The following is a 6,354-nucleotide window of genomic DNA, read 5'->3' as shown; positions in this document are numbered from 1 at the left end:
AAAGAGGTTTCCCTACTTTATACTTAATTTATTTAGCCTCAGCTTTTTCAGTTTTTTCGTCTGATGGTGCTTTTTCATTTATAAAATCAAATATACCTTTTAAATCTTTATCTTTCACATCAATTTTTGCATTCTGCAGCTCTTTTTTAATTTTTTCTTGGACACCAGTAGGGTCTTGTTGAGCTTTTTCTTGGATAAGCTGTTTACGTATTTCGTCCTTCATTTCGTCAAATGGCTTTACTTCTTTTATATCGGTCAGTTTAATGATGTGATATCCAAATTCAGATTTTACAAGGTCGCTTATTTCACCAACTTTAAGGGCATAAGCAGCCTCTTCAAAAGGCTTAGTCATAACACCTGTGCCAAAGTAACCTAAATCGCCACCATTTGCGGCAGAACCAGGGTCTTCTGAATATTCCTCAGCCAATTTTGCAAAGTCTTCACCAGCTTTGACCTTCTGCAGTACGTCTTTAGCTGTTTTTTCATCTTTAATTAAAATATGACTGGCTTTTAATTCAGGTTTCATTTCATCATACTTCTTTTTTAATTCACTTTCCGGAATATCGATATAGGTTGAAAGGGCCTTGTCCTGAATTAACTGAAGACGAAGAGTGTCCTTAAAGGCATTCTCATCTTGAACTCCATTTGATGCTAGGAACATCTGAAATTGAGCACCGTATTGCTCCTTTAGTTTGGCAAGCTCAGCATCAACTTCTTTGTCTGAAACAGGGTATTTATCTTCAAGAACCTTAGTTAACACCATTTCGTATAGAACCATTTCTCCGTATTGGTCTTTTAGCTTTTGAAATAATTCATCTTCTGTAATGTTTCCGGCAGATGTTTCTACAACTACGTTAGACTTGTTATCGTTATTTCCACTACATGCTGCTAGTCCCACGATAGTTGCTGCAGCCGTTATTGAAAGAATCCATTTTTTCATCTTGCCACTCCTATAAATTCAAAATTAAACACAAGAAATACTATACCATATTTTTCTTCTAGATTAAACAAATAAGGGCTTCCGCATAGTACGGAAGCCTTCATTTAGACAGCATAGAGAATTTCAATATATGTTGAAATAAGTAAAATAGTTATCAGTACATTTATTGTTCGAAAAAGCTGGGGTTGGCGATCCTCAGGAATCTCTTTTAGAAGACACATTAGGTTGGTCATGGAATTAATTGTGTATAGAAAGAAAACCGCAAATACAGTGAACAGGTACACCATTTTCTCTGAGATTCCTCCTTTGCAAAAAAAATATGAAAGTTTAAGAGAATTTCATTTTCTATCGGGATAATAATAACAATACCAAAAAAATAAATAAAAAGATAGTTTGTATAAAAAAAATAGACTGTCCTCATATTTTACCATGTCATTGGCAGACATACTTCGGACAGCCCTGTTTCTTAGTTGCTTTTATGATGAATTAATATATCAAATGAATACTTTGTATGCTCGACAATGCTTTTTTTAGGAGCTTTAATAAGAATCATCAAATAAATAATATCTGTTACGGACAAACCAATATTAATAGCTGCTCCAATCGATAAATAATGCATGTATTGTGGATAAATAATGCTAAAAAAAAGTAATGGACATGTAATCAATAAAGTTGGAGCCAGGAAGGATACAATTTTTAAATTTCTTGTAAGAGAATGATTATATTCAATATTAAAAATCGGAAAAATCACTGATTTGAATGAAATTTTAATCTTTATCCTTTGGCCAGTGATCCATGCTGGAAGTGCATGGCAGATTAAATGCATAGGAATGATTAAAATTAAACAAATTATAAATAAATATAAGTAATCGTCGTTAAGATGGATGCTTTCATATATAATACTTAATGGAACATAAATCATAATAAAGGCAGCAAGCATAACAAGGAAGGAAACAACCATCAGGCGCTGATTTCCAAGATCACGAGATAGATTAATTGTTTTCCAACAATTCATTGAATATAACACCTCTAGAAAGGATTTAACTACTCTGGCGGGTTGTTAGTCCCAAAGATTTCTCAATTACTGTATAATGATTTGAACTAAAAATCAATACCTACTGTAAAAATAAATTTATTTACAAATGAAGGAAGAGAGTGGCAAAATGGGAGAAATTGAGAAAAGGCTTAAAAAAATAGAATATCATCAACAATTATTACTAGAAATGATCCAAACTCAAAGTTTCCCTGCCCATCGGCTGATCGTAAAAAATGATTTGTCAGAGGAGGAAGTAGAAGAAGTATTCCGGTTATGCGAGGAGCTCTCGCTTCAATTTGAACAACAAAAAGAGGAGGGGTTTGTTTATTTCAACCCGCTCCTCACACAGTTCATTAACTCATTAAATCATAAGTTAGATCCAGAAGAAACCATCCATGCTTTCCTTGGCCAGGAAATGTACGTTCCTTTAATGGAGATTTTAAAAAAGAGTTTAGCTATTGTTAAAAAGCAAATTAAGAGTTAACCGGCTCTTTCTTGCTTTCCTGGTTCTGATCTGCATGATCTTTTTTAATTAATCGATTATTCTCTTCAACAAATTCTCTGTTTAGATTTTTAAACGATGTTTCAAAGATTTGCATAAAATCGTCGCCATAGATGTTGCGGATAATACACATGAATTCTACCATTTCAGGGAATTTTCCGTAGAGTTCTCGAAGAGGCAGGGCAGCTCTAAAAGCATCATACGAACTAGGATCATAAGTTTCCATTGTATCTAACAGAATTTTTTCCCCAGCTTCTGTTAGCTCAACATAGGTGTTTCTCTTATCATCCTCTTTTTTAGAAAATTTCAACATACCTCTCTCTTCTAATTTTTTCGAAAAATTAAAAGCTGTTGAGACATGCATTACTCCAAATTTGGCAATTTCTGAAATAGATGCCCCATTTAAATGGTAGGCGATCCAAAGGATATGGTGCTCATTGATGTTTAAGTCATATGGTTTAATCCATTGCTGCCAATCCTTCTCAATGGATTTCCATAGCGCTTTACTAAGCTGGGCAATTTTTTGACTGAATAACATAGCTTCCATCATTGAATATTGATTGTTTTCGTGATTCAAATTCTCACCAACTTTCTTTAAATGATTATTCTAGAAATCTAATATTATTATTCTTCTATTATGCCAAGAATTAAAAAAAAGATAAAGAGGATTTTTTGCCTAAATTCAGAAAATTGATTAAACTTTTTGAAATTTAGGCAATAAAATGAAAAAAATTAAGCTTTTGTTACCTTTTCCAGTTGTTGAATCGATTCTTCAATGCTCTTTAGTTCGTCGATAATTTTATTTGTATTGGGTTCAATTTCTTTTTTCCAGGTATCAACGGATGTTTTTAAATCTTTAGAGAAATCTTTTAAAATAATGGCGCCTTCTTTTGATGTTTCTACAACTTGGTTTTTTAATTGGATTGTTTCAGTTTTTAGTGTACTTAATGTTTCTTTTACTTTCTTGCTGTTTGCACTTAAAGTATCCTTTAGGTCTTGGCTGTATTTAGGTGATGCAAGAAGGGCGATGGCAGCACCGGAAAAACCGCCAATAATCAGCCCGAGGAACAATGATTTTCGATTACTCATAATTACCAACTCCTCTGTGATATTATTTTTCTTATACTATAATCCATAAAAATTCATACTTATAGTATAACGAAAAAATTTTTTAATGTAAAAAAGTGTTAGCAAAAAGTATATAACAATAATTTTTAATAATATACAAAAAAAGTGTCTTGTACCATATTCTATCGATACAAGACACTTTTTGATTAGCCTTTCATACTGTTAGATTGTGGTACAGCGATTTTAGAACGTTTTAGAATTGCTGATACAATTGGATAAATGATAACCATTGCAACTGTATTAACAGCTGTAGCTGGTAGTACTACCGCAGTAAATAAAGCTGCGAAAGAGGCACCGCCAGGTAATCCAAAAAGAATGGCTGCTGAACCAAGAAAAACAGAGCCGCTAATAATTGTGCCAATTGCAGTTAATACGGCTATTGCTACGATAGATTGATTGAACTTTCTTACAGTAAGAAATAGCACAAAGAATAAAAATGCAGTAATTGGTTTATCAATCATGTTAGCAACTTGGCCGCCAGGGAAGCCCGTTGTTAGCGCTGAAACAATTCCTGTTGCAATTGCTAAAATAAAAATATTTTTCTTTTCCGGAAAAAGGATGATGCCTAAAAACATCATCGTTAATAGCATATCAGGCTTCATCCCGAAAAAGATCGGCGGTACAATGGCATGTAAAACTGCACCAATCCCAACTAACATCGCTAATGACACAAGTACTTTCGTATTCATTTCTCATCTCTCCTCATCTAAACTATACATTTTTACTTTCCAATAGTGTCCTCGTGACCTATTGCAAAAGTTAATTATATCTATTTTACCAAATATTTTGATTTAATTAAAGTGGAAATTAATGTTTTTCTTTAAATGAAATCATGTATTCACGTAGCGCTTCACAAGTCTCAACTGGTACAGCGTTGTAAATAGATGCACGGCAACCACCAATTGAACGGTGACCATTAAGACCAACAAAACCAGCCTCTTTAGCACCAGCTAAAAACTCTTTCGAAAGCTCATCAGATGGAAGTGTAAATGTAACGTTCATGTTCGAACGGCTTCCTGGCAGTGCGTGTGCTGAATAGAACCCTTCACTTTCATCAATTACGTTGTATAAAATAGAAGCTTTCTGCTCGTTAATTTGTTGGATTTTTTGCACCCCACCAAGCTCTTTTGCCCAATTTAATACTAGAGAAAGCATGTATATCCCGAAAGTCGGCGGTGTATTATAAAGTGAATTATTTTCAGTATGTGTACGGTAATCAAGCATTGTTGGAAGGTTTTCAGGGATTCTAGAAAGTAAATCCTTTTTAAGGATGACAACTGTTACACCTGAAGGACCAAGATTTTTTTGGGCACCTGCATAAATTAATGAAAACTTGTTCACATCAAAAGTGCGGCTTAAAATATCGCTGGACATATCGGCAATTAAATCAACATTGTCAAGCGTTGGGAAGTCTGCCCATTGGGTTCCGTAAATTGTATTATTGGAAGTGATGTGTAAATAAGCTGGATTTTCGCTTAGCTTGATTTCATCAAAGCTTGGGATTGACTTGTATTTAGACTCTTTTGTAGAGGCCGCAATATGCGTCTGACCTACTTTTTTCGCTTCTTTTAAAGCTTTATCCGACCAAGCACCTGTTAAAACATAGTTTGCAACCTGACCTTCAGCTAAGAAATTCATAGGGACCATTGAGAATTGCAAGCTAGCCCCACCTTGTAAAAAGAGCACATCATAGTTTTCCGGGATGTTTAATAGCTCTCTTAGTAAACTTTGTGCTTCTTCATGTACTGCGTCATATTCTTTGCTGCGATGGCTAAGTTCCATTAGTGACATTCCTGAACCTTTAAAATCAACTAATTCAGCTTGTGCTTTTTGAAGCACCTCTAGTGGTAATGCAGATGGACCAGCGTTAAAGTTATAAGCGCGTTTCAATGTAAAAATCCTCCTTGATAAATAATTTCTCATTTTTTTAATACTACTATCGTATCACGTTTTCACGATTCGGAATATTTATTTTTATAAAAAAATATGGTGAACTTGTCGAACACCATATGATTATGTAGTATACGATTGCATTAAACGATGCCATTTGAAATTTTTAATGCTAATTTTTTTAAATCGTCTCCAGTATATTCACTTTGATGCGACTTCCAAACACCACCATATCCATCACCTTTTCCGTAGCGAGGGATCAAGTGTAAGTGGAGGTGAAATACTTCCTGCCCAGCTTTTTCCCCGGAATTACAAACAAGGTTAAGGTTCTCGATATTTAATTGATTTTTCATCGCATTTGTAATTTTGGGTACTACTGAGAACAATTTTTCCGCTGTTTCTTTGGGGAGATCAAATAAATTTTTGTTATGTTCTTTAGGTATTAACAGCGTATGGCCTTCTGTTATTTGGGAAATATCTAAAAATGCTAATACATTTTCATCTTCATATACTTTTGAAGAAGGAATTTCTCCATTCACTATTTTACAAAAAATGCAATCCGACATGTAAAACCAACCTTTCAATGAAAATTTTTCCTAATTTTTATTATACAGAATTTCATAACTTTATTCAGCAAATGCGGCTGAATAAAGTTAAGCCTTCGGCGGATGCCTCAGATTTTCAAAGGTAGTTTTTCGAGCAAGCTCGAAAAAATCTGGGCGCAAATATACCAAGGCGTATTTGATAAAAAAAAGACAAGGTGTCCGAAGTCACCCTGTCTTTTGAAGAGGTTTGGGAGTAATGCTTTTCGCTTCTAAAACTGTAAGTTGTCTTTCACAGACACCCCATTTTCTAAAG

General features: G+C 34.1%; 9 protein-coding genes. 1 reads left to right on the top strand and 8 read right to left on the bottom strand.

Translation table 11 applies throughout. From position 1 onward, the window contains the following. Nucleotides 1-28: 28 nt before the first annotated feature. The 3 genes from P9E47_RS21610 to P9E47_RS21600 form a co-directional block, all read right to left on the bottom strand. Nucleotides 29-940: a peptidylprolyl isomerase gene (locus P9E47_RS21610; protein ID WP_003329330.1), complete on the bottom strand. Its 912-nt coding sequence runs from the start codon at nt 938-940 to the stop codon at nt 29-31. 104 nt (nt 941-1,044) lie between these two features. Then, nucleotides 1,045-1,227 (bottom strand): hypothetical protein, encoded by a 183-nt coding sequence (locus tag P9E47_RS21605; protein WP_003329331.1) that lies wholly within the window; start codon nt 1,225-1,227, stop codon nt 1,045-1,047. Between the two features lie 179 nt (nt 1,228-1,406). Beyond that, nucleotides 1,407-1,955, bottom strand: coding sequence for a DUF3267 domain-containing protein (locus P9E47_RS21600; protein WP_035197866.1), 549 nt, complete (start codon nt 1,953-1,955; stop codon nt 1,407-1,409). A 148-nt stretch (nt 1,956-2,103) separates the two neighbouring features. Between P9E47_RS21600 and P9E47_RS21595 the strand changes: the two genes are divergently transcribed. Then, nucleotides 2,104-2,460 carry a DUF1878 family protein gene (locus tag P9E47_RS21595; protein ID WP_003329333.1) on the top strand — a complete coding sequence of 119 codons (357 nt, stop codon included), beginning with the start codon at nt 2,104-2,106 and terminating at the stop codon, nt 2,458-2,460. Here P9E47_RS21595 and P9E47_RS21590 read toward each other — a convergent pair. The 5 genes from P9E47_RS21590 to P9E47_RS21570 all read right to left on the bottom strand — a co-directional run bounded on the left by P9E47_RS21590 (nt 2,450) and on the right by P9E47_RS21570 (nt 6,062). Continuing rightward, the gene (locus P9E47_RS21590) at nt 2,450-3,028 is read right to left on the bottom strand and encodes an HTH-type transcriptional regulator Hpr (RefSeq protein WP_003329334.1); all 579 of its coding nucleotides are present in this window, start codon (nt 3,026-3,028) and stop codon (nt 2,450-2,452) included. The two genes, P9E47_RS21595 and P9E47_RS21590, sit on opposite strands and share 11 nt — an antisense overlap. 182 nt (nt 3,029-3,210) lie before the next feature. After that, a complete protein-coding gene (locus P9E47_RS21585; protein ID WP_003329335.1) occupies nt 3,211-3,567 on the bottom strand; it encodes a YtxH domain-containing protein in 357 nt (118 codons plus the stop codon). Nucleotides 3,568-3,752: 185 nt separating this feature from the next. Next, a complete protein-coding gene (locus P9E47_RS21580) occupies nt 3,753-4,295 on the bottom strand; it encodes a tryptophan transporter (protein ID WP_003329337.1) in 543 nt (180 codons plus the stop codon). 118 nt (nt 4,296-4,413) lie between these two features. Then, nucleotides 4,414-5,496: a 3-phosphoserine/phosphohydroxythreonine transaminase gene (gene serC / locus P9E47_RS21575; protein WP_003329338.1), complete on the bottom strand. Its 1,083-nt coding sequence runs from the start codon at nt 5,494-5,496 to the stop codon at nt 4,414-4,416. Between the two features lie 143 nt (nt 5,497-5,639). Then, entirely contained in the window at nt 5,640-6,062 is a 423-nt protein-coding gene (locus tag P9E47_RS21570; RefSeq protein ID WP_326164919.1) for an HIT family protein, read from the bottom strand. Nucleotides 6,063-6,354 lie beyond the last annotated feature (292 nt).

The organism is Schinkia azotoformans (genome assembly GCF_035811335.1).
Classification (GTDB): domain Bacteria; phylum Bacillota; class Bacilli; order Bacillales; family Bacillaceae_J; genus Schinkia; species Schinkia azotoformans.
The sequence above is the reverse complement of the archived record's forward strand: the minus strand, read 5'-3'. Positions and strand labels throughout refer to the sequence as shown.

Coding starts and splice junctions, on each gene's coding strand:
- P9E47_RS21610 (WP_003329330.1), bottom strand. CDS start 940: ATGAAAAAATGGATTCTTTCAATAACGGCTGCAGCAACTATCGTGGGA.
- P9E47_RS21605 (WP_003329331.1), bottom strand. CDS start 1,227: ATGGTGTACCTGTTCACTGTATTTGCGGTTTTCTTTCTATACACAATT.
- P9E47_RS21600 (WP_035197866.1), bottom strand. CDS start 1,955: ATGAATTGTTGGAAAACAATTAATCTATCTCGTGATCTTGGAAATCAG.
- P9E47_RS21595 (WP_003329333.1), top strand. CDS start 2,104: ATGGGAGAAATTGAGAAAAGGCTTAAAAAAATAGAATATCATCAACAA.
- P9E47_RS21590 (WP_003329334.1), bottom strand. CDS start 3,028: ATGATGGAAGCTATGTTATTCAGTCAAAAAATTGCCCAGCTTAGTAAA.
- P9E47_RS21585 (WP_003329335.1), bottom strand. CDS start 3,567: ATGAGTAATCGAAAATCATTGTTCCTCGGGCTGATTATTGGCGGTTTT.
- P9E47_RS21580 (WP_003329337.1), bottom strand. CDS start 4,295: ATGAATACGAAAGTACTTGTGTCATTAGCGATGTTAGTTGGGATTGGT.
- P9E47_RS21570 (WP_326164919.1), bottom strand. CDS start 6,062: ATGTCGGATTGCATTTTTTGTAAAATAGTGAATGGAGAAATTCCTTCT.